Here is a 20,867-nt window from a genome sequence, read left to right on the forward strand (position 1 = left end):
CCATACCCCCTCCTCCCACACTCGGCCCCACGCCGGACCGGCATCGAGCAGCCGGACTTGGTATGATTAGGCGACTTGTGGTCGGGTGATTGGGGAGCCGACGGGCGGGCCCAGCGCCTGGCCAGACCGCCGGCGACGCGGCTGGCCTCCCCAATCGTCAGTCGCCCGGTCTGACTTCACCCGATGGGCTCACCGTCCGGTACGTCTGGCGGTAGTACAGCAGCGGCTCGGTCCCGGCGCCCTCGACCACGTGCGTCACCTCGCCGACGAAGACCGTGTGGTCGCCGGCCTCGAAGCGGGCGTGGGCCCGGCACAGCAGGACGCCCATCGACCCCCGCAAGAGCGGCGGCCCCGGCCCGCGGACGTGGCCGAACGGCGCCAGCTGCGCCTCGCCGTCGAGGTCCGGGACGGCGAAGTGGACGGCGACCTCGGCCTGGTCGGCGGCCAAGAGGTGGACGGCCCACTCGGCGGCGGCGGCCAGGGCCGTGTGGAGCTGGGTCCCGTGCGTGACGTTGACGGAGACGAGGGGCGGGTCGAGCGAGACGCTCGTGAACGACCCGATGGTGGCCCCACGCGGGCCGTCCGCCGTCTCCGTCGTGACCACGACGACGGGCGAGGCGAGGTCTCGGAGCGCGTGGCGGAGGGCCTGCCCCGTGGCGGGGACGGCGGAGGGCCGCTCGGGCGCGAGGTCGGCGGGCGGAGGCGTGGGCGCGGCAGGTCGGGACATCCCGCGTGGGACGAGGCAACGCGGACGCGGGTCCCCAGCGACGGCACCGGGTGATCGGGTGATCGAGGAGCCGCCCAGGTGAGTGCGGTAGCCAACCCGATCGCCGGCGCCGCGCCCAGCCTCCTCAATCGCCAATCGCCCGATCTGACCTCACTCGATGGTTTACCCCGTGAAGGCGTCCTTGACGCGGCTGAAGAACCCCTTCCGGTTCGAGCCCGGCGACGGCTTGAGGTCGGGCTCCAAGCGGAGCTGCTCGAGCGCCTCGCGCAGCGGGCCCGAGACCTGCTCCGGGGTCCAGACGTGGACGCGGACGAGCTGGTCGCCGCGCCGGCCGCCGCCGACCTCGGGCAACCCGCGCCCGCGCATCCGCAGGACGCGCCCGCTCTGGATGCCGGCGTCGATCTGGAGCTTGGCCCGGCCCTTCAGCGTCGGGACCGTCGCCTCCGTCCCGAGCGCGGCGTCGGGGAACGACAAGGTGAGGTCGTAGACCACGTCGAGCCCGTCGCGCTCGAAGTGCTCGTGGGACCGCTCGTCGATCTCGACGCGGAGCGCGCCGGGCGCGCCGCCGCGGACGCCCGCGTTGCCAGCTCCGCGGATCTGGAGGTAGTGCCCGCTCGAGACGCCCGCCGGCACCTCCACCGTCACGCTCTCCTCGCCTTTGACACGGCCCTGGCCCTCGCAGACGCGGCACCGCTCGTCGATCGTCCGCCCCTCGCCCTCGCACGTCGGGCACGGCTGGACGTTGACGAACTGGCCGAAGAACGACGTCGAGACCTGGCGGACCTCGCCGGAGCCCTGGCACGTGGGGCACGTCGAGAACCCGTCCTGCTTGTCCTCGGCGCCGGTCCCCTCGCAGTGCTCGCAGCCGACGTACTTGCGGAGCTTGAGCTGGCGCTCGACGCCCTCCGCGATCTCCTCCAGCGTCAGCGCCAGGCGGACGCGCAAGTCGGTGCCGGGGCGGCCCTGGCCACGGCGCTGGCCCGGCCGCCGGCCGAACACGTCCTCGAACCGGCTCTCGCCGCCGAAGATGTCGGAGAACGCCGAGAAGATGTCGGAGATGTCGGTGAACCCCGTCTGGCCGCCCGGCCCGCCGGCCGCGCCGCCCAGCCCAGCCCGGCCGAACCGGTCGTAACGCGCGCGCTTGTCGGCGTTCGAGAGCACCTCGTAGGCCTCGGCCGCTTCCTTAAACCGGGCCTCGGCTTGGGCGTCGCTGGGGTTCCGGTCGGGGTGGGACTCCAGGGCCCGCTTGCGGTAGGCCCTCTTGATCTCGTCGGCCGTGGCCGTCCGGGCGACGCCCAGGACGTCGTAGAAATCGCGCTCGGCGGTGTCGGCAGGCATGGGGTCGGCAGAAAGGGGGCGCTACGGCGGAGGGCGGCGCGGGTTACTCGGCGACGATGACGCGGGCGTGGCGCAGGACGCGGTCGCCCAGGCGGTAGCCGGGCTGGATCTCGGCCAAGACCGTGCCGGAGTCGGTCCCCTCGGGCGCCGGCTGCTGCATCATCGCCTCGTGCTCGTCCTCGTCGAACGGCGCCCCGACCGCCTCGATCGGCGTCACGCCGACCTTCTGGAGGGCGTCGGTGAACTTCTGGAACACGAGCTCGACGCCCTGGCTCAGCGCGTCGAACGAGGCCGAGCCCGCGTCCTGCTCGGCCGCCCGCTGGGCGGCGTCGAGCGACCGGGCGAGGTCGTCGTAGACGTCGAGGATGGGGACGAGCACGGCGCGGCGGCCCTGGCGGACGGCCTCCTCGCGGTCGGAGACGGCGCGGCGGCGGTAGTTGTCGTACTCGGCAGTGAGCCGGAGCAGGCGGTCCTGGAGCCGCGGGCCGTCGTCGCCGTCCGTGCCGTCGGCGACGGGCTCGGCGGACTCGACCTCGTCGGGCTCGACGAGGGGCTCGGCGACGGCCTCCTCGCCGGAGAGGGGCGGGCTGTCGTCGAAGTGCGCGTCGGAGGGGGAAACGGGGCAGTCGGCCATGGTAGAGGAGAAGCGGAGACCGGAGCCGGTAAGGTCGGGAGGGCCGGCGCCGCGGTCGAACGAATCGCGTGGGAAATGGGGTTGCGGGGGGAGCGCCGGCCTCGGTAGGGGCACCACGCGTGGTGTCCGTACGGCCAGCGTCAGTCGGGCGGGCTGTCGCCGAGCAACGACGCGACGTACTCGACGAGCCCGACGGCCCGGCCGTAGTCCATCCGCGTCGGCCCGAGCACGGCCACCGCGCCGACGCCGTCGCCCAGGCGGTACGGGGCCGTCACGACGGAGTACGAGGGGCCGTCGGCGCCGGGCCGGCCGCGCTCGACCTCGCGGCCGATGAGCACGACGGCCCGGTCGGGGTCGGCCGGGTCGACGAGCCGCGGCGTCTCCAAGAGGTGGACCACCACGTCCTCGCTCTCGGCCAGCTCGACGACATCGCGGACCCACTCGGGGCTCGAGAACTCGGGCTGGGCGACCAGGTGCTGGGCCCCGCTGATGGCGGCCCGCCGCTCGGGCGTGGCCTCGCGGAACAGCGCCTTCCCGTCGCGGAGCACGACACGGACGATGCCCGTCCCGTCGTCGTCGGCCAGGTCGCGGACGCGCTCGCGCCCGGTCCGCCGGATCTCCTCCAGGGTGTGGCCCGCCAGCCGCTCGTTGAGCCGGCCCACGACGGCGTCGATGGCGTCGGGCCGGAGCTCGACGTCGACCTCGGCGGCGACCGTCCGCGCCACCCCGCCGCGGAGCGCGAGCACGAACAGGACGCGGGTGGCCCCGAGCGGGACGACCTCGATCCGCTCCAGGACGCCGGTCGACAGGCGCGGCGTGAGGACGACGCCGAGCAGCTGGCTGAGGCGGCCGAGCAGCCGGCTCGTCTCGCGCGCGACGGCCTCCTGGTCGCCCAGCCGCCGGCGGACGCTCTCGCGCAGGAGCGCCGCCTCGCGCGTCGACAGCCCCGTCACGTCCATCAGCGCGTCGACGTAGACGCGGTAGCCGGCCTCGGTCGGCACGCGCCCGGCCGACGTGTGGGGGTGGCCGAGGTAGCCGGCCTCCTCGAGGTCCCGCATCGTCGCGCGGACCGACGCGCTCGACAGCTCGACGGCCTCGGCGAGCGCCTTCGACCCGACCGGCGCGGCCGTGTCGATAAAGTGCTGGACGACGCGCCGGAGCACGTCTTCCTGGCGGGTTGTGAGCGGGTCGGGGTCGGGCAACGCCATGGCAGATCGGTCAACGAATGTACCCGGGCGGTCCGTCCGTCGCGACGGGGCCTGCCCGAAGGGTTCACAGAACGTCCGAGAGACGGGGGACTCGGTACGCGGTGCCCCCCAGGGTCGGGGCGGGCCGCTACGTTCTTCGCCGACCACAGAAAGAAGAGGAGTCACTCCCGCGCACGCGGGAATCCATACGCAGCCGTGTCTCGGCGAGCGGCGTCCTATGGATCCCCGCGTGCGCGGGGATGACCGTTGTTTTGTTCAGCGATTTGACTGGATGCACAGAACTTAGCACGGGGCTCCGAGAGGGCGTGGCACGCCCCTACGGGTACCCGGGCGAGGGGCCGCGCCGCCCTCCCCTACCTCGGCACGCCCCAGACCATGAGCCCGCCGAGGTGGGCGGTCCAGGCGACGAGCGCGGCGGCGGCCCAGGCCGGCACCAACACCAGCAGACGTCCCCACAGCGGCTCTCGGGTGCGGACGGGCGACGGCTCCTCGCCCTCGGCCGGGGGCCTCGGGCGCCGGAGGCGGGCCACCGACACGAGCCCGAACGAGAACGCGGCGAGCGCGCTCGTCCACAGCGTCCACTCCGCCCCCTCCTCGTGCCGGTCCACCACCTGCTCGACCATCGGGTCGCCCTCGACGGCCTGCGCGAGGTCGTGGCCCGTCTCGGCAGCTACCCACGCGCCGGCCGTGCCCAGGACGAACAGGACCAGCCCGGCCTGCCGCCAGACCGCCCGTCCGAGCACGAGGTAGCACCCGGCCGCGCCCGCGCCGAGCAGCCCCAGCACGAGGGGAAAGTGGACCACCAGCGGGTGGAGGAACGGGATCTCGTACTGAGCGATCAGATCCATCGAGGCATGGGGATGAGGCTTGAAGAACGAGCCTTCGTTGCACGCAACGGCGCCCTCTCGGAGACCCACGCCCTCTCGGGTGGCCCCGCGCGCCCCACCCTCACGAGGCGACATCGACGAGCGGCGTGCCCGTCATCTCGGGGGGCTGCGGGACGCCCATCAGCGCCAGGACCGTCGGGGCCACGTCGCCGAGCGCGCCCGGGCGGACGGGCCCGCCGAACCCGTCGCGGACGATGGCGTGGGGCACGAGCGCCGTCGTGTGGGCCGTGTGGGGCGAGCCGTCCGGGTTCCGCATCTTGTCCGCGTTGCCATGGTCGGCCAGGACCTCGACGGTGTAGCCCTGCTCGCGCGCCGCCTCGACCACGACCCGGGCCGCGGTGTCGACGGCCTCGACCGCGGCGACGGCCGCTTGGAACACGCCCGTGTGCCCGACCATGTCGGGGTTGGCGAAGTTGAGCACGACCAGGTCCGGCGCGTCGGTGCGGATCGCGCGGGCCACGCGCCGGGCCAGCTCGGGCGCGCTCATCTCGGGCTGGAGGTCGTACGTCGGCACCTTGGGGCTGGGCACCAACACGCGCGACTCGCCGGGGTACTGGACCTCGCGCCCGCCGTTGAAGAAGAACGTGACGTGGGGGTACTTCTCGGTCTCGGCCGCCCGGAGCTGGGTGAGCCCCGCCTCGGCGATCACCTCGCCGAGCGTGGCCGCCAGGTTGGCCTTGTCGAAGGCCACGGGGACGCCGAACGCGGCGTGGTACCGGGTCATCGTGACGTAGTGGACGTCCGGCGGGGTCCGCTCGAACCCGTCGAAGCCGGGCTCGGTGAAGGCGCGCGTGAGCTGGCGGCCCCGGTCCGAGCGGAAGTTGAAGAACACGACCGCGTCGCCGTCGGCGATGCGGGTGTCGGCCCCGTCGCCGAGCACGCCGGGCTGGACGAACTCGTCGGTGACGCCGGCCGCGTAGCTGGCCTCGAGGAACGCGACGGGGTCGTCGTAGCTCGTCCCGACGCCCTCGGTCAAGAGGCGGTACGCCGTCTCGGTCCGCTCCCAGCGCTGGTCGCGGTCCATCGCGAAGTAGCGCCCGACCACCGACCCGATCACGCCCGCGCCGGTGGCCTCCGCCGCCGCCTGGAGCTGGCGGACGTAGCCGGCGCCCGACTCCGGCCCGGTGTCGCGGCCGTCGGTGAACACGTGGATCACGACGCGGTCGCCGGCCAGCCCCTCGGCCGCCGCCAGGTCGAGGAGCGCCGCGACGTGGCCGAGGTGGGAGTGGACCCCGCCGTCGGACACGAGCCCCATCAGGTGCAGCGTCGAGTCGGTCGCCTGGGCGTGCTGAACGGCGGCTCGGAGCGCGGCGTTCTCGGCCAGCGACCCGTCCTCGATGGCCTTGTCGATCCGCGTGATGTCCTGGTCCACCACGCGCCCGGCGCCCAGGTTGAGGTGGCCGACCTCGGAGTTGCCCATCTGCCCCGTCGGCAGCCCGACGGCCCGGCCGGACGCCTCCAGCGTCGACGTCGGCGCGGAGGCGAACAGGGCGTCGAGGAACGGCGCGTGGGCCGCGTCGATGGCGGAGACCGACGGGTCCTCGGCGATGCCGTAGCCGTCGAGGATGAGCAGGAGGTGTTTGGTGGGCACGGGGGACGGGGGACGGGGGACGGGGGACGGGGGACGGGGGACGGGGGACGGGGGACGGGGGACGGGGGACGGGGGACGGGAAGATGTCGGCCGGCGGCCTGCTGCGCCAGCCAAGGGCGCCGAAGTCGCCTGGAACTTTATCACAGCCGCCCCTCCTCCGCTCTCCGCTCTCCGCTCACCCCGGCGTGATCGCGGCGTCGGGCGCGAGCGGGCCGCCGTCGGTGCCCAAGAACGACGTGCAGTGCGAGCACCGGCTGGCCTTGTGCGGGACCGTCTCGCGGCAGTACGCGCACTTCTTGGTGGCCGGCGCCTCGGGCGTGTCGGGCTCGCCGAACTCGTCCTCGATGGCCTCGCCCGCCCGCGTCGCCAGCCGGATGACGGCGAACACGGCGACGGCCACGACCAGGAACGCGAGCCCGTTCGTCAGGAACTCGCCGTAGTCCAGCGTCACGGCGCCGGCGGCCTCGGCGGCCTCCTTCGTCGCGTAGGGCGCCGGCGCGGCCGTGCCCTCGCGGAGCAGGAGGTAGTAGTCCGAAAAGTCGGTCTTGCCGAGCAGCAGCCCCAGCGGCGGCATCAGCAGGTCGTCGACGAGCGACTGGGCGACCGTCGTGAACGCGGCGCCGACGGTGAACCCGACGGCCAGGTCGATAAGGTTGCCACGGAGGGCGAACGCCTTGAAGTCGGAGAGCAGGGACATCGGGTGAGGTCAGATCGGGTGATCGTGCGATTGGGGAACGCCCGCACGCAAGCTCCTACCGACCCCGCCCGCCTGCCCCAAAAATCACCCGATCACAAACCGCTCCATCACCCGATCCGGTAGTCCTTGACCTTCTTCGTCGTTCGCCCGGTGCGGGCGTCGAACACGTTCATCGAGCCCGTCCAGGGGTCCGCGATCTGCTCCGTCCCCGTGCGGTCGGTCTTGGTGGCCGGCTCGTCGAAGTAGCGGCGGGCGGTCTTGGAGTAGTAGCGGCCCCGTTTCGGGTCGAGGTCGGGGAGCGGGTCCGGCAGCCGCTGGAGCGCGGCGAAGTAGTCGCACACATCGGTGAGCGGGCACCGCTCGCACTGAGGCGCGCGGGCCTGGCACGTGTACCGGCCGTGCAAGATCAGGAGGTGGTGGGCCTCGCCCCAGTCGTCTCGCGGAATCACCCGGCGGAGGCCGGTCTCGACCGCCAGCGGCGTCGGCTGGTCGCGGACGAGCCCGACCCGGTTGGCCACGCGGAACACGTGGGTGTCGACGGCGATGGCGGCCTCGCCGAAGGCGACCGCGACCACCACGTTCGCCGTCTTCCGCCCGACGCCGGCCAGCTTCACCAGCGCCGCGTGCTCGCGGGGGACCTCGCCGCCGTGCTCGTCGCGGAGCATCCGGGCGGTCGCGGCGAGCGCCTTCGCCTTGTTGTTCGGGTACGAGACGGACCGGATGAACGGGACGATCTCGTCGGCCTCGGCCTCGGCCATCGCCGTCGCGTCCGGGTACGCCTCGAACAGGGCCGGCGTGACCAGGTTGACCCGCTTGTCGGTGCACTGGGCCGACAGGATCACGGCGACCAACAGCTCGAACTCGGTCCGGTACCGGAGCTCGGTCTCGGGCGCGGGGATCGCTCGGCGCAGGCGGTCCAGGACGATGGCGGCCTTCTCCTTCCGGGTCACGGGGGGACGTGGGCGAGTGAACGGGCGGGACGGTCCCGAGGGGTCGAAGGTGGGCAGGGCCGGGCGTCGTGTGGGCGGAGTTGGGTGGAACTTTTGCCGGGCCGCCCTACCCCTCATCCGTCGCCGGCCCCCCGGCGCCCGGCTTGCCCTCGAGGTCGTTCCGGTAGAGCCGCGTCGTCGGGTACGCCAGGTCGACGTCGTCGCGGGCGGCGAACCGGTCGAGGATGGCCTCCCACACGTCCTGCTCGCTCCCCCGCACGCGGCGCGGGGCCACGAGGTAGCGGACCGTCAGCTGGACGCCCTCGCCGACGACGCTCGTGTAGACGGTCGGGGTCAGCTTGGAGTAGAAGATGAAGTACTCCCGGGCCGCCCGGCGCAACGTCCGCTCGGCGTCCTCGGACAGGTGCTCGGCGCACTCGCCGGCCACCGCGAGCAGGATCTGCTTGGCCGCCCGCCAGTCGCTCTCGAACGTGACCACGACCGGGACCTCGTGCCAGATGTAGGCGAACGTGCCCGTGTGGTTCGTCACCGAGTGCGAGAACACCCACCCGTTGGGGACGTGGACGATCCGGCCGGTCGACTGGCCGGCCCCGGTGATCGTGCCGACCTCCAAGAGCGTGAACTGGAACACGCGCTGGTCGATCACGTCGCCCGTGTGGTCCTGGATCGTGATCCGGTCGCCGGTCGAGAACGGGCGGCGCCACAGGACGAACGCCCACCCGGCGAGGTCGACGAGCGGGTCCTTGAGCGCGATCGCCACGCCGGCCGTCAGGAGCCCGAGGAACGTGCCGATCGAGCCCAGCTCGCCGGTCCAGATCCGGATGAGCGCCAGCACGGCGACGACGGTCGCCGCGTAGGTCGTCCCCTTCCGCCACTTGTAGAGCTGGCGGACGTCGTCGCCGGTCCGGCGGCGGACGGCGGCCAGGACCAGCCGCCGGACCGTCCACAGCACGACCACGAGGACGACCGTCAGCAGGAGGTCCTTGGTCAGCTCTGGCCCCAGCCCGATCAGCTCGTCGAGCCCGGCCGTGACGCGGTTGCCGTAGTCCTCGGCGGAGCCGGGCACGGCGGTGCGGGACGTGTCGGCGGTCTGGGCCATGCGGGCGGGGAGGGGCGGCAGCGTACGACCCGCCCGCCGGAACGTTACCGGGGGCGTCGGCGCTCGGCCGGGGTGGGAGCCGACCGCGGCGCGGGGTCCGTGGTGCGTGCGTCTCCTCGAACGTCACGAGTCGGGCGGCCCGGAGACGACCCGCCAGAGAGGGCGTGCGCCCGCACTACGGGGCCTGGGCCTCGGCCACGAACTCGGCCAGGCAGCGCTCGCTGTACGAGGCGTACGTCGACTCGACGACGCGGCCGTTGATGGCCAGCTTGGGCACCGACATCCGGCCGCTCTGGCTCGTGAACGCCTCCGTGACCGCCTCGGCGTCGGCCTGGATCTGGGTGAGGAAGCCCTGGAGCTGGGCGTCGTCCTTGAGCATGGCCTCGAACGCGGCCCCGTCCATCCCGACGGCCTCGAGGGTCTCGACCAGCTCCGGCATCGTCATGCCCCACGTCGCGTCCTGGCGCCGGAACATCTCGTCCATGAGCTCGAAAAAGCGCCCCTCGCGCTGGGCCACCTTGAGCGCGACCACCTGGCCGATGGACTCCTGGCGGAGCGGGTGCGGCATGAAGAAGTACTGGGCCGCGTCCGGGTTCTCCTCGATGAACGGGTGCAGCACCTCGCTGAGCTCGCGGCAGTGCGGGCAGTTCGGGTCGAAGACCTCGACCACGGTGACGGCCGCGCCCGGGTCGCCGAGCGACGGCCCCTGCGTGAACGGCGTCATGTCGTCGATGGGGAGGTAGTCGGCGTCGTAGGTGCACGCGCCGGTGACGTCCTCGATGCGGCGCGGCGGGAGCAACGTGTCGGCGTCGGCGGCCTGGGCGGCGCCGTCGGTCCGGGCCGCGAGCCCGAACGTGGCCGCGAGCAGCACGGCGAACCCGCCGAGGACGGGGACGTAGGGGCGGAGCGCGGCGAACCCGGCCGGCTCGGGCGCGGCGCGGCGGGGGGCGGGGTCGGAGGCGGTGGTCAGTCGGCGGTGCTCGATCACGTGCAAGGCGAAGAGGGTGAGGACGATGGCGGCCGACGTCATGCACAGCGCGCAGAACGAGCCGATCACGGCGGCCTGGAGGTACACGAGGTAGGCCGTATACAGGAGCCCCGCGGTCACGACGCCGAAGCTGGCCAGCCGGAGCCGGTCGTCGCGCACGCCGGCGTAGGCCAGCCGGAGCCCGGCCACGATGACGTAGAAGATCAGGCCGAGCGTGATGTTGGGGATCCCGAGGAAGTCGGCGTACTCGCCCTCGGTGACCGTCGCGCAGCCCGAGCCCTCGCCCGTCACGGCGGCGCCCGAGGAGAAGTCGACGTCGCCCAGGCCGGTGCAGCCGGCGGCGAACCCGTTCGCCTTCTGGAGCGCGAGGTGCGTCACGACGACGACGCCGAGCAGGGCCACGCCGACCAGGAGCCGGCGGAGGAGGGAGGTCTGAGCGGGGAGGGCCATGATCCGAAAGGGGCAAACGGGGTGGGCGCAACCGACGGCCCGGGACGCCGAAAAGGTACGGAGGCCGCCGCCCGGGCGACACCCCGCGCGGCGTCGGCGGTCAACGGCGACGGGGGCCGCCTTCGCGCGGTGCTAAAAAAACAACAGACCCCTTGACACTCCGCGTCGGACGCCCTACACTCCGCTAAGTTTTTAGCACGCACCCATGGCCGTCCCCTCCCTCTCCCGCCGCGAGCGCCAGGTGCTCGACGTGCTCCACCGCCTGGGCCGAGCCTCGGCCGCCGACGTCCGCGAGGCGCTCGCCGACCCGCCCAGCGACTCGGCCGTCCGGACCCACCTCCGCATCTTGGAGGAGAAGGGCCACGTCCGCCACGAGCAGGACGGCCCGCGCTACGTCTACCTCCCCGTCCAGGGCCGCGAGGCCGCCGGCCGCTCGGCGCTCCGCCACCTGATGACGACGTTCTTCGACGACACGCCGACGCGGGCCGTCGCCGCGCTCCTGGACGAGGCCTCGTCGGACCTCTCCGACGCCGACCTCGACCGCCTCGACGACCTTATCCGGCGCGCCCGCGCCCAGGGCCGATGACGCTCGTCCTCGCCCTCGCGCTCAAGGGCGCGCTCATCCTGCTGACGGCGGCCCTCGTCGTCCGCCTCCTGCGCCGGGCGCCGGCCGCCGCCCGTCACGGCGTGTGGGCGGCGGCGTTCGCCGCGCTGGTCTTGCTGCCCGTCTTGGAGGGGATCGGGCCGCGCTGGTCCGTCGGCGTGTTGCCGTCGGCGCCCGCGTCGCCCGTCGCGCCGGCACCGCCGCCCCCGCCCCCAGCGCCGCCCGCCCCGCCAGCGCCTCCGCCTCCCCCACCGCCCGCGCCCCCCGCCCCACCAGCCGTCGGCGCGAGCCCGGTGGCGATGGCCGCGCTCGACGAGCACGCGGCCACGTTCGACCGCGAGGCCGAGGCACACGCCGCCGACATGGAAGCGTTCGATGCCGAGATGGAGGCCTTCGACGGAGAGATGGAAGCGTTCGACACGGAAATGGCCACGTTCGACCCCGAGGGGCACTGGGGAGACAACGGCTCGGCCTGGGCCGACGTCCCGGCCGTCACCCTGAGCCGGGGCCTGTCGACGGCGGGCCGGTGGCTGCTGGGGCTGTGGGCGCTCGGCGCCGTCGTCGTCGCGCTCGGCTGGCTGGGCGCGACGCTCGCGGCCCGTCGGATCGTCGCGGCGGCGCGGCCCGAGACCGACGACGAGTGGTCCGTGCTCGCCGAACGAGCGCGCCGGCTGAGCGGGCTCGACCGGCCCGTCCGCCTGCTCCGCACCGACGCGCTCGACGTGCCCATCGCGTGGGGCTACGGCCGGCCGGCCGTCGTCCTGCCCGCCGGCGCCGACGCCTGGGACGACGGGCGCCGCGAGGCCGTGCTGCTCCACGAGATGGCCCACCTCCGCCGCCGCGACGCCTGGACGCAGGCCGTCGCCCAGCTCGCGCTCGCCGTCCACTGGGCGAACCCGCTGGCGTGGTGGGCCTACGGCCGGTTCCTCGACGATCGGGAGCAGGCCTGCGACGACGCCGTGCTCCGGGGCGGCGCCCGGCCCTCCGACTACGCGGCCCACCTGGTCGGCGTGGCCCGGTCGCTCCGCCGCGAGCACGTCGCGCTGGCGGCCGTCGCGCCGATGGCGCGGTGCGCCCCGATCGAGGGCCGGATCGAGTCCATCCTGGACGGCGAGCGGCGCCGGGGCCGTACCGGGCGCGTCGCCCAGGCCGCGACGGTCGCGCTGGCGGCCGGCGTGCTGGTCCCGTTGGCCGCGCTCCAGCCCGTCGCCCGCACGGCCGACGCGCCGCCGCTCCCCGACGCCCACTCGATGGCCGTCACCGTCGACGCCACCGCCCTGCCGGCGTTCGAGCCCGACGCCGTCGTCTCCGACACCGACTCGGTCGCCACCGGGTGGACGGACGACGCCGGGTGGGACGACGACGTGGCGGACGCCGAGACCGAGATCGAGGAGGCCAGCCGCGACATCCGCCGCGCCATCGAGCAACTCGACCGCGAGGGCGGCGAGGTCGCCGCGATCCGCGCCGACGCGCTCCGGGCGGCCGAGTCCGCTCTCTTGAGCATCGACATGGAGGAGATCCAGGCCCTCGCCATGGAGTCGGCTCGGGTGTCCATCGCCGCCGTGGATTGGGACGAGGTGTACGGGGTCCAGCACCGAGCGCTCGACGAGGCCCAGGCGGCGCTCGACGAGATCGACTGGGAGGAGATCCGCGAGGTCCAGCGCGAGGCGATCGACGAGGCCCGCGAGATGGAGGCCATCGATTGGGAGGAGATCCGCGAAGACCAGCGCGAGGCGATCCAGGACGCTCGGGAGGCCCTCCGCGAGGCCGCAGACGACCGCCGCGAGGCGCTCCGCGAGGCGGAGCGCGCGACCCGCGACGCGCGTCGGTCCTCGCGCCGGTCGTCCCGCGCCGCCCCCCAGCCGGCGCCCCGTCCCACGCCGACGACGCCGAGCGTCCAGCGGACACCGACCACCCCTCGCACCCCGACCGTCCAGCGCACCCCGGCGACGCCGCCCGTCCGCGCCACGCCGCCAGCGGCCTCGGTCGATTGGACCGCCGTCGACCGGGCGCGCCAGGCCGCCGTCCGCCGGTCTCGGATCTCCTGGTAGCCGCCGGCCAGGCCTCCCCACGTTTGTCCCCGACGGTCGCCCGCACGCGGGAGCCCGCCGGACCGGTGTCGTACGCCCGACCGCCGCGGTCGCCCCTCCCCACGCTCCCCATGCGCCTCGTTGCCCCCGCCCTCGCCGCCGTCCTGCTCGCGACGGCCGCCGACGCCCAGTCCGCCCGCGTCTTGGCCGACGACCCGTGGTGCGAAGAGGTTTGGGCTTCGGACGACCGGGCCGTCGTCTGCGAGGTCCGCGAGACCCTCCTCCGCACCGACGCCCTCGACGTCCGAGCCGTCAACGGCGAGGTCTCGGTCCGCGAGTGGGACCGGCCGGACGTGCTCGTCCGTGCCCGGGTGACGGCGGTGTCGGCCGACGCGGCGCTCGCCCGCCGGCAGGTCCGAGCCACGACCGTGACGACGGCGGCCGGCCGGGTCCGGTCGAGCGCCCCGTCGGAGGCGCGGTCGAACGCCTCGGTGAGCTACCAGGTCTTCGCCCCCCGCTCGACCCGGCTGACCGTGGCCGCGCTCAACGGGCCCGTGAGCATCGAGGGGATGGCGGGGCGGATCCGGGCCGAGGTCACGAACGGGCCCGTCGCGCTCGCGGCCGTCGGCGGCGACGTCGAGGTGGACGCGACGAACGGGCCGGTCTCGGTCGCCCTCAGCGGGACGACGTGGCGCGGCGCCGGGCTCACCGTCCGCGCCATGAACGGGCCGATCCAGCTTACCGTCCCGGGTGGCTACGGCGCCCGGCTCTCGGCTCGGACCCACCAGGGCCGGATCTCGGCGCCCGACCTCCGCACGGGCGCCCGCGAGCGCCGTCGGGACCAGCCCGGCGACCGCCTCGACGCCACGCTGGGGAGCGGCGGGCCCGTGCTGTCGCTCGTCGCCCACAACGGCCCCGTCCAGATCCGGACGGGCGGCTGACGCCGAGAGGAGTGTGGGGGTTATGGAACCCAAGTTGTGTCTCTGGTCTCCGGGTCCATCAGGACCGAGGACCGGGGACGGAAGACCGCCTGAGACTCGTCAGGGAAGCCGGTCCCCGGTCCTCCGTCTCCGGTCCTCCACCCTCTTCCCGTTCAGACGCAATGTGAGTTATGGAGGGGGCTTCCCTCCCACACGGCGCCCCACTTCTCCCCGTCCCATCCGCCGGGCCCCACCGCGCAAGCGCTTGACAGGCGCGACTTGGCCTAGTCCTGCTACTTTTTTAGCACGCCGAGTAACTCTCGGCCCGCTCCTCCGTCTGGGGAGCGCACGCCCCCTCTCCCAAATGCGCCTCTCTCTCCTCCTCGCCGCCGCCGCGACCCTGGCCGCCCCGGCCCTCGCCCAGTCCTCCGCGCCCGCACCCGTCCCCGACGCCCCGACGGTCGCCGACGCGCGGAGCCTGGCGGCCCACTCGCTTGATGCCGACATCGCGCTCGATGGCCGGCTCGACGAAGCCGCCTGGGCCGACGCCGAGGTGGCCACCGACTTCATCCAGCTCCGCCCCAACACGGGGGCCCCGGCCAGCGAGACGACGGAGGCCCGCGTGCTCTACGACGGCCGCGCGGTCTACGTCGGGATGCGGATGCACGACCGCCAGCCCGACCGGATCGACACCCAGCTCGGGCGCCGCGACAGCGGGTTCGAGAGCGACTGGGCCTTGGTCGCCTTCGACTCGTACGACGACGACCGGACGGCGTTCGTCTTCCAGGTCAGCGCGTCCGGCGTGCTCTTCGACGCCCTCCTGTTCGACGACGTGAACGAGGACGAGTCGTGGGACGCCATCTGGGACGCGGCCGTGAGCCGCGACGAGGGCGGGTGGACGGCCGAGTTCCGGATCCCGCTCAGCCAGCTCCGGTTCGCGGCGTCCGAGGGCGACCAGCGCTGGGGCGTCGAGTTCAGCCGGAAGCACTTCCGCACCAACGAGCAGACCTTCTGGGCGCCCATCGACCCCGAGACGAACGGGGTCGTGAGCCAGTTCGGCGAGCTCACGTCGCTCCGCGGGCTCCGGGCCCAGCGCCAGCTCGAGGTCGTCCCCTACGTCGCGTCGGCGCTGACGCGGGCGCCGGGCGACGCCGCCGACCCGTTCTTCGCCGAGAACGACGTCGCCCCCCGCGTGGGGCTCGACGTCAAGTACGGGATCACGTCCGACGTCACGCTGACGGCGACGGTCAACCCGGACTTCGGCCAGGTCGAGGCGGACCCTGCCCAGGTCAACCTGGGCGGGTTCGAGCTGTTCTTCCAGGAGCGGCGGCCGTTCTTCGTCGAGGGACTGGACGTGTTCTCGATGGACCCCCGGCGCTACTTCTCGACCAACCGGCCGGACCTGCTCTACACCCGCCGGATCGGGCGGAGCCCCCAGCGCGGCTCGTTCGTGCCGGACGAGGCGTCCGGGACCGACGAGGCCCCGCTCACGGTCTACACCGACGCGCCGCAGCAGAGCACGATCCTGGGCGCGGCCAAGCTCTCCGGCCGGGCCGGGCGGTTCTCGTTCGGCGTCCTCAACGCCGTCACCGGGTCCGAGTACGGCCGGTTCCGGGCTATCGACGGCGACGGCGTGCTCCGCGTGGACGACCGGGCCCTCGTCGAGCCGGCGACCAACTACGCCGTCGGCCGGACGCGCGGGACGTTCGGGCGGACGATCGTCGGCGGGCTGGCGACGTCGGTCGTGCGGAGCACGTCGGACCCGGCCATCGCGGACTTGCTGCCGGGCACGGCGACGGTCGCCGGCCTCGACATCGAGCACCCGTTCGGCGACTGGGTGATGAGCGGGCAGGTCGCGGGGAGCGTGGTCTCGGGCAGCGCCGCGTCCATCGTCCGGCTCCAGCGCGCGTTCCCCCGTGTCTACCAGCGCCCCGACGCCGGCCACCTCACGCTCGACTCGACGCGGACGTCGCTGGCGGGCCTGACCGGCGAGGTCAACGTGCTCAAGACCTCGGGCGAGCACTGGCTCGCCGGCTTCCACGGCAACGTGACGACGCCGGGGTTCGACTCGAACGAGCTCGGCTTCCAGAGCCGGGCCGACGAGGTGGGCGGCGGGACGGTCCTGATCTACAACCAGAACCAGCCGCAGGGCCTCTTCCAGCGCTGGGGCGGCAACGTGTTCGCCGGGGTCGGCTGGAACTTCGACGGCGACCGGACCAACACGTTCGTCGGTGGCAACGCGAACGGGACGTTCAAGAACTTCTGGGGCTTCGGCGTCAACGGCAACGGCGGCCTGCGGACGGTCGACGACCGGGGCACGCGCGGCGGCCCGCTCATGACCGACCCGGCCGGCGGCCAGATCAACCTCAACGCCTGGACCGACGACCGGAAGGCGGTCTCGGGCTTCGCCTGGACCGGCCTCCGCCGGGACGAGCTGGGCGGCTGGTTCCACGGCGTCGAGGTCGGCGCCGAGATCCGGCCGTCGTCGTCGGTCTCGGTCGAGATCGGCCCGGAGTTGGACCGGTCCCACCGCGAGCGCCAGTACGTCCGCGCGTTCGACGCGCCGGGCCTGGACGCCACGTTCGGGCGGCGCTACGTGTTCGGCGTCATCGACCAGACGTCGCTCGCGCTGGCGACCCGCGTCAACTGGACGTTCACGCCGACGTTGTCGCTCCAGACGTACGTCCGCCCGTTCGTCGCGCGGGGCCGGTACACGGCGTTCCGCCAGCTCACCGAGCCCGGCCAGCTCGACCTGCCCGTCTACGGCGACGGGTTCGGCTCGGTCGAGGGGCTCGACGTCGACGCCGAGACCGGGCAGCCGGCGAGGTACCGCGTGACCGGCGCCGACGGCGGGTCGGTCGAGTTCGCCAACCCCAGCTTCACCGTCCGCTCGCTCCAGGGGAATGCCGTCTTGCGGTGGGAGTACCGGCCGGGCTCGGCGCTCTTCCTGGTGTGGCAGCAGCAGCGGAACGGGTTCTCGCCCGACGGCCGCGTCGAGTTCGACCGCGACGTGACGGGCCTCTTCCGCGACGAGTCGACGAACGTGTTCCTTCTCAAGCTGAGCTACTGGCTCGGCTAGAGTGATGCCAAATTGCTCGCGGGCCACCCCCCGCTCCCCTTCCGGTCGCTGAGCCTGTCCTGAGCGGAGCCGAAGGGCTCCCAGGTCGGGGAGCTGTCCCCCTTGAAGGGAAGGGCTGCTAAGTTCTTTGTCGACTCTACAAATAAGACGAGTCATTCCCGCGCGTGCGGGACCGCGAAGCGTCGGCGCAGCCAATCCATGCGAGGCCGGATCAGCGAGCGAGCCCGTATGGGTCCCCGCCTGCGCGGGGATGACTTCAAAACAGCAGAGAACGGGCATGAGTCCCGGCGAGCCCTCGCGGCTCCCGGCCGTCCGGCCCCGGCGGGAGTGTGTCCCCGTCGGGGCCGGCATTTTTTCGCGCCCTTCGGGGAGGGGGTCTCGCCTAGCTTCGTGGCCTCTCCCCGCCCGAGCTATGCACGTCGTCCTTCTCTCCGCTGCGAGCTTGCTGATCGGCTGCACGCTGGGCGTGCCCGCGCCGGCCGAGGCCCCTTCCCGGATCGCGTTCGTCCGCGTCGAGCTGTCCGAGTCGGGCGCGCGCGTGGTCTCGACGGAGACCGTGGCGGGGCAGCTCAAGGCTCGCCGGGGCGGGCCGGTAGCCGTCCCGCCGGGCCACCTCCGCCTGGACGTCATGGCCGGCGACGCCGCGACGGCCGTCTGGTCCGACGCCGTCGCGGACCCGCTCGAGCGGCGGGTCGAATACGTTGATGAGAGCGGGGCGCTGGCGACCCGGGTCGAGCGGGTGGCCGTCGCCGAGGTCACGGTCCGGGTCCCGGTCGTCGCCGAGCGCCAGACGCTCGCGTTCTCGCGTCCGTCCCAGGCTGGGCTCGTTCCGATGGCCCGCGTCGAGGTGTCGCTGTGAGAGACGGTTTGGTGAACGAGACCGGGTGCCCTCTCCACCCCTTGGGGGGAGAGGGTGAGGAGGGCGGTCGGGGCCACGGCCGGAGCCCGTCGAGACGCTCCCGGCCCCCCACCCTGTCCCTCTCCCGGGGGGAGAGGGGACCCCGCGAGCATCGCCGAGACCTCCCCAAACAGTTTCTGAGACGGCTGGCCCTGCTGCTGCTCGCGGCGGCCGGAGCCGCCCAGGCCCAGCCGGTCCTCACCCCGATCGTCTCGAACGGTCCGACCGACCGGCGGATCAACCTGGTGATCGTGGCCGAGGGGTTCGTGGCCGGGCAGGAGGCCACGTTCGTCTCCCGAGCGACGGCGGTCGCCGACGACCTCCTCTCGACGCCGCCGTACGACCGCTACCGGCCGGCCTTCAACGTGTTCGGCGCGTTCGTGCCGTCGGCGCAGACCGGCTCGGACCACCCCAGCCGGGGCGTCTTCCGCGACACGTACTTCGACTCGTACTACGACTGCGGCGGCATCGAGCGGCTGATCTGCGTCGGGGCCCAGGACCGGGTCCAGACCCTGCTCGTCCAGACCGTCCCCGACTACGACATCGTGTTCGTCCTCGTCAACGACCCCGAGTACGGGGGGTCCGGCGGGGTGTTCGCCGTGGGGTCGGTGCACCCGCTCGCCTCGGACCTCGCGCTCCACGAGATCGGCCACTCGTTCGGGAGGCTCGCCGACGAGTACGGGGGGACCGAGGCCGGCTTCACCAGCCTCAACACGACCGTCAGCCCCAACCGCGAGCTGGCCCCGTGGAGCGAGTGGATCGAGGCGTCGACCCCGACGCCCACGCCCGACGTCGGCGCGCAGACCGGGGCCGTCGGGCTGTTCCTCGGCGCGGCCTACTCGGACACGGGCGCGTACCGGCCCCAGCGGTTCTGCGAGATGCGCGAGCTCGGGCGCCCGTTCTGCGCCGTCTGCCACGAGCACCACGTCGGCGCGATCTACGGGCGGGTCTCGCCGCTCGACGCCGTCTCGCCGGCCGGCCCCGAGGCCGAGGGCGACGGCGGGCCGCTCACGTTCCGGGTCGAGACGCTCGTGCCGCCGGCCGACCTCGCCGTCGAGTGGACCGTCGACGGCGTCCCGGTCGAGGCCGACGGCCCGGCGCTGACGCTGACGGCCTACGCCGACGGCAGCACCGTCGCGGCGCGTGTGCTCGACACGTCCACGACCGTCCGCGAGCCGTCGGTCCGCGCGCTGATGGAGGACACCTACGCCTGGACCGTTCGGGGAACGGCGACTGGCGCTGAGGGCGACCCGGAGCGAGTGACTCGGCTCGGCGTCCCCCGCCCGAACCCCGTCCGGGCGTCGACCCGGCTCTCGTTCTGGCTCGCGGCGCCCGCGCGGGCCCGGCTGAGCGTCGTCGATGTGCTCGGCCGCGAGGTGGCCGTCGTGGCGGACGGCCCGCGCGCGGCCGGCGCCCACGGCGTAGACTGGGCGCCCGGCGCGCTGCCGGCGGGCGTGTACCTGGTCCGGCTGGACGCCGCCGGCGTCGTCGCCACGCGCGCGCTCACCCTCCTCCGCTGACGCCCCCATGCGCCTCGCCCTGTCCCTCGCCGTCCTCGCCTTGTCCCTCGCCGGCTGCTCGTCGACCGCGCCGACCTCCTCCGCCGTGGACCTCGCCGCCCGGGCCGACGCCCTGACCCACGACGCGCTCGTCGTCGACACCCACATCGACGTGCCGTACCGGTTGCGCGAGAGCCCGGCCGACATCGGCGCGGCGACCGAGAGCGGCGACTTCGACTACCCGCGCGCCGTCGCCGGCGGGCTCGACGTCGCGTTCATGTCGATCTACATCCCGGCCGAGTACCAAGAGACCGGCGGCGCGCGCGCCCTTGCCGACTCGCTCATCGACATGGTCGAAGAGATCGCGGCCGGCGCGCCGGACCGGTTCGCCGTCGTCCGTTCGGTCGACGACGTGGACCGGCTGCGGAGCCCGCGGCGGGTCCTGCTCGCGCTGGGCATGGAGAACGGGGCCCCGGTCGAGGGCGACCTCGCCAGCTTGCGCCACTTCCGCGACCGCGGCGTCCGCTACGTCACGCTCACGCACAGCCGCGACAACGAGATCTCGGACTCGTCCTACGACGACGCCGGCACGCACGGCGGCCTGAGCGACTTCGGCCGCCAAGTCGTGGCCGAGATGAACCGGTTGGGCATCATGGTCGACGTCTCCCACGTCTCCGACGCCGCCTTCGACGACGTGATGGAGGTGACTACGGTGCCCGTCATCGCGAGCCACTCGTCGGCGCGGGCGTTCACGCCGGGCTTCGAGCGGAACATGAGCGACGCCATGATCGAGCGGCTGGCCGAGAACGGCGGGGTCATCCAGATCAACTTCGGCTCGACGTTCCTCCTCAAGCGCGTCCAGGACGACCGCGACGCGCTCCGGGCCCGGCTCGCCGCCGACCTCGACGCGCGCGGGATCGACGCCGGCTCGCCCGAGGCCGCGGCCTACGAAACGACGTTCTACGCCGAGAACCCGCTCCGGCTCGCCGAGACCACCGACGTCGCCGACCACATCGACCACGTCGTCGAGTTGGTCGGCGTCGACCACGTCGGGATCGGCTCCGACTACGACGGCGTCGGGCCGACGCTGCCGGTCGGGCTGGAGGACGTCTCGACGTACCCGAACTTGGTCGAGGAGTTGCTCCGGCGCGGCTACTCCGACGACGACGTCCGCAAGATCCTCGGGGGGAACGTGATGCGCGTCTGGCGCGCCGTCGAGGCCGCGGCGACGGAGTAGGTTCGGGGCCCGCTCCGCCCGTTGCCGACCG

General features: G+C 73.6%; 17 protein-coding genes. 7 read left to right on the plus strand and 10 right to left on the minus strand.

Features of this window, described 5'->3' with window-relative positions:
* Positions 1 to 157: 157 nt before the first annotated feature.
* The 10 genes from ACOOHE_RS14015 to ACOOHE_RS14060 all read right to left on the minus strand — a co-directional run bounded on the left by ACOOHE_RS14015 (position 158) and on the right by ACOOHE_RS14060 (position 10,569).
* Positions 158 to 727, minus strand: coding sequence for a flavin reductase family protein (locus tag ACOOHE_RS14015; protein ID WP_420454710.1), 570 nt, complete (start codon positions 725 to 727; stop codon positions 158 to 160).
* Positions 728 to 889: 162 nt separating this feature from the next.
* Entirely contained in the window at positions 890 to 2,065 is a 1,176-nt protein-coding gene (gene dnaJ, locus ACOOHE_RS14020) for a molecular chaperone DnaJ (RefSeq protein ID WP_420454711.1), read from the minus strand.
* A 43-nt stretch (positions 2,066 to 2,108) separates the two neighbouring features.
* Positions 2,109 to 2,699 carry a nucleotide exchange factor GrpE gene (locus ACOOHE_RS14025; protein WP_420454712.1) on the minus strand — a complete coding sequence of 197 codons (591 nt, stop codon included), beginning with the start codon at positions 2,697 to 2,699 and terminating at the stop codon, positions 2,109 to 2,111.
* Positions 2,700 to 2,839: 140 nt separating this feature from the next.
* The gene (hrcA, locus tag ACOOHE_RS14030; protein WP_420454713.1) at positions 2,840 to 3,901 is read right to left on the minus strand and encodes a heat-inducible transcriptional repressor HrcA; all 1,062 of its coding nucleotides are present in this window, start codon (positions 3,899 to 3,901) and stop codon (positions 2,840 to 2,842) included.
* A gap of 359 nt (positions 3,902 to 4,260) precedes the next feature.
* A complete protein-coding gene (locus ACOOHE_RS14035; protein WP_420454714.1) occupies positions 4,261 to 4,755 on the minus strand; it encodes a DUF2231 domain-containing protein in 495 nt (164 codons plus the stop codon).
* A gap of 100 nt (positions 4,756 to 4,855) precedes the next feature.
* On the minus strand, positions 4,856 to 6,385 hold the full coding sequence (gene gpmI / locus ACOOHE_RS14040; RefSeq protein ID WP_420454715.1) for a 2,3-bisphosphoglycerate-independent phosphoglycerate mutase: 1,530 nt from the start codon (positions 6,383 to 6,385) through the stop codon (positions 4,856 to 4,858).
* Between the two features lie 175 nt (positions 6,386 to 6,560).
* Entirely contained in the window at positions 6,561 to 7,082 is a 522-nt protein-coding gene (gene mscL / locus ACOOHE_RS14045; protein ID WP_420454716.1) for a large conductance mechanosensitive channel protein MscL, read from the minus strand.
* 107 nt (positions 7,083 to 7,189) lie between these two features.
* Complete coding sequence (nth, locus tag ACOOHE_RS14050; RefSeq protein ID WP_420454717.1) at positions 7,190 to 8,032, minus strand: endonuclease III; 843 nt, start codon at positions 8,030 to 8,032, stop codon at positions 7,190 to 7,192.
* Positions 8,033 to 8,138: 106 nt separating this feature from the next.
* Positions 8,139 to 9,131 carry a mechanosensitive ion channel family protein gene (locus ACOOHE_RS14055; RefSeq protein ID WP_420454718.1) on the minus strand — a complete coding sequence of 331 codons (993 nt, stop codon included), beginning with the start codon at positions 9,129 to 9,131 and terminating at the stop codon, positions 8,139 to 8,141.
* Between the two features lie 175 nt (positions 9,132 to 9,306).
* Positions 9,307 to 10,569, minus strand: a complete 1,263-nt coding sequence (locus ACOOHE_RS14060) for a vitamin K epoxide reductase family protein (RefSeq protein WP_420454719.1) — start codon at positions 10,567 to 10,569, stop codon at positions 9,307 to 9,309.
* Positions 10,570 to 10,774: 205 nt separating this feature from the next.
* Here ACOOHE_RS14060 and ACOOHE_RS14065 point away from each other — a divergent pair, with 205 nt between their 5' ends.
* The 7 genes from ACOOHE_RS14065 to ACOOHE_RS14095 all read left to right on the plus strand — a co-directional run bounded on the left by ACOOHE_RS14065 (position 10,775) and on the right by ACOOHE_RS14095 (position 20,836).
* The gene (locus tag ACOOHE_RS14065; RefSeq protein WP_420454720.1) at positions 10,775 to 11,155 is read left to right on the plus strand and encodes a BlaI/MecI/CopY family transcriptional regulator; all 381 of its coding nucleotides are present in this window, start codon (positions 10,775 to 10,777) and stop codon (positions 11,153 to 11,155) included.
* On the plus strand, positions 11,152 to 13,224 hold the full coding sequence (locus ACOOHE_RS14070) for a M56 family metallopeptidase (RefSeq protein ID WP_420454721.1): 2,073 nt from the start codon (positions 11,152 to 11,154) through the stop codon (positions 13,222 to 13,224). Before ACOOHE_RS14065 ends, ACOOHE_RS14070 begins: the two co-directional genes overlap by 4 nt.
* Positions 13,225 to 13,334: 110 nt before the next feature.
* Positions 13,335 to 14,144, plus strand: coding sequence for a hypothetical protein (locus tag ACOOHE_RS14075; RefSeq protein WP_420454722.1), 810 nt, complete (start codon positions 13,335 to 13,337; stop codon positions 14,142 to 14,144).
* Positions 14,145 to 14,487: 343 nt separating this feature from the next.
* Positions 14,488 to 17,202, plus strand: a complete 2,715-nt coding sequence (locus ACOOHE_RS14080; RefSeq protein ID WP_420454723.1) for a DUF5916 domain-containing protein — start codon at positions 14,488 to 14,490, stop codon at positions 17,200 to 17,202.
* 412 nt (positions 17,203 to 17,614) lie between these two features.
* The gene (locus ACOOHE_RS14085; RefSeq protein ID WP_420454724.1) at positions 17,615 to 18,061 is read left to right on the plus strand and encodes a hypothetical protein; all 447 of its coding nucleotides are present in this window, start codon (positions 17,615 to 17,617) and stop codon (positions 18,059 to 18,061) included.
* An 11-nt stretch (positions 18,062 to 18,072) separates the two neighbouring features.
* Positions 18,073 to 19,620: a M64 family metallopeptidase gene (locus ACOOHE_RS14090; RefSeq protein ID WP_420457629.1), complete on the plus strand. Its 1,548-nt coding sequence runs from the start codon at positions 18,073 to 18,075 to the stop codon at positions 19,618 to 19,620.
* 7 nt (positions 19,621 to 19,627) lie between these two features.
* Complete coding sequence (locus ACOOHE_RS14095) at positions 19,628 to 20,836, plus strand: dipeptidase (RefSeq protein ID WP_420454725.1); 1,209 nt, start codon at positions 19,628 to 19,630, stop codon at positions 20,834 to 20,836.
* Positions 20,837 to 20,867: the final 31 nt, after the last annotated feature.

It is taken from the genome of Rubrivirga sp. (genome assembly GCF_965213695.1).
Lineage (GTDB): Bacteria > Bacteroidota > Rhodothermia > Rhodothermales > Rubricoccaceae > Rubrivirga.

Bases quoted from the DNA above. Each gene is read 5' to 3' on its own strand.
- ACOOHE_RS14015 (WP_420454710.1), bottom strand. From the start codon at position 727: ATGTCCCGACCTGCCGCGCCCACGCCTCCGCCCGCCGACCTCGCGCCC.
- dnaJ (WP_420454711.1), bottom strand. From the start codon at position 2,065: ATGCCTGCCGACACCGCCGAGCGCGATTTCTACGACGTCCTGGGCGTC.
- ACOOHE_RS14025 (WP_420454712.1), bottom strand. From the start codon at position 2,699: ATGGCCGACTGCCCCGTTTCCCCCTCCGACGCGCACTTCGACGACAGC.
- ACOOHE_RS14035 (WP_420454714.1), bottom strand. From the start codon at position 4,755: ATGGATCTGATCGCTCAGTACGAGATCCCGTTCCTCCACCCGCTGGTG.
- mscL (WP_420454716.1), bottom strand. From the start codon at position 7,082: ATGTCCCTGCTCTCCGACTTCAAGGCGTTCGCCCTCCGTGGCAACCTT.
- ACOOHE_RS14055 (WP_420454718.1), bottom strand. From the start codon at position 9,131: ATGGCCCAGACCGCCGACACGTCCCGCACCGCCGTGCCCGGCTCCGCC.
- ACOOHE_RS14060 (WP_420454719.1), bottom strand. From the start codon at position 10,569: ATGGCCCTCCCCGCTCAGACCTCCCTCCTCCGCCGGCTCCTGGTCGGC.
- ACOOHE_RS14065 (WP_420454720.1), top strand. From the start codon at position 10,775: ATGGCCGTCCCCTCCCTCTCCCGCCGCGAGCGCCAGGTGCTCGACGTG.
- ACOOHE_RS14070 (WP_420454721.1), top strand. From the start codon at position 11,152: ATGACGCTCGTCCTCGCCCTCGCGCTCAAGGGCGCGCTCATCCTGCTG.
- ACOOHE_RS14075 (WP_420454722.1), top strand. From the start codon at position 13,335: ATGCGCCTCGTTGCCCCCGCCCTCGCCGCCGTCCTGCTCGCGACGGCC.
- ACOOHE_RS14080 (WP_420454723.1), top strand. From the start codon at position 14,488: ATGCGCCTCTCTCTCCTCCTCGCCGCCGCCGCGACCCTGGCCGCCCCG.
- ACOOHE_RS14085 (WP_420454724.1), top strand. From the start codon at position 17,615: ATGCACGTCGTCCTTCTCTCCGCTGCGAGCTTGCTGATCGGCTGCACG.
- ACOOHE_RS14095 (WP_420454725.1), top strand. From the start codon at position 19,628: ATGCGCCTCGCCCTGTCCCTCGCCGTCCTCGCCTTGTCCCTCGCCGGC.